The following is an 881-nucleotide window of genomic DNA, read 5'->3' as shown; positions in this document are numbered from 1 at the left end:
AAGGGCTGGGTTGTACCCAGCGAGTCTGCCCTGCGGCGGCGGCTAAATTTTGAGGTCAGTCAGGAGCAGCAGGTGCTGTTTCGGGAAGGTGAACACGCTCTGCACCAGATGTATCCGCCACAGGTTCGTTCCGTGCTCGATCTGACGGCAATGGAATGGATCACCGGTGACGGCTATCAACACAACGTGTTTGTGAAGTGGTTCAACGGCGAAATCCTGCGCCCTAAAACGTGGTTCTGGATGGATATCTATAGCCGGAAAATTGTGGGCTGGCGCACCGATGTTAGCGAAAACACGGACTCTATCCGCCTGTCGCTGATGGATGTATGCCGGACGTATGGCATCCCCCGCGAGCTGACCATTGATAACACCCGTGCCGCAGCTAACAAGTGGATGACTGGTGGAGTGCCGAATCGGTACCGCTTCAAAGTCAAAGAAGATGACCCCAAAGGGATCATCCCCATGCTGGGTATCGACTTGCACTGGACCAGCGTGATCCTCGGTAAAGGTCACGGCCAGGCGAAACCGGTTGAGCGGGCCTTCGGTGTTGGTGGGCTTGAAGAGTTTGTCGATAAGCATCCCGCCCTGGCGGGTGCCTATACCGGCCCCAACCCCATGGAAAAACCCGACAACTATGGTGATCGGGCGGTGGATGCCAAGACCTTTCTCGCCGCCGTAGCTGAGGGCGTGGAAATGTATAACAGCCGCCAGAACCGGGACACCGAAGTGTGCCGTGGTGTGATGAGTTTCGATGACGCCTTTGCGGTGAGCTACCAGCAAGCCACGGTGCGCAAGGCTACCAAGGAGCAACTGCAGTTATTGATGCTGCAGGCTGAGGCGGTGCGTGTCAGCCAGCATGGCACCATCACCCTGGAGGCCGG

Annotated in this window: 1 protein-coding gene; it reads left to right on the top strand. The window is 57.4% G+C overall.

The genetic code is table 11. The features are described 5' to 3' along the window. Positions 1–881: transposase domain-containing protein (locus ACYVG7_RS04850; RefSeq protein ID WP_460882096.1), on the top strand; the 881-nt coding region annotated here is incomplete at both ends.

This window comes from Pseudaeromonas pectinilytica (assembly GCF_054780855.1).
This window is presented reverse-complemented; position numbering and strand designations above follow the sequence as displayed.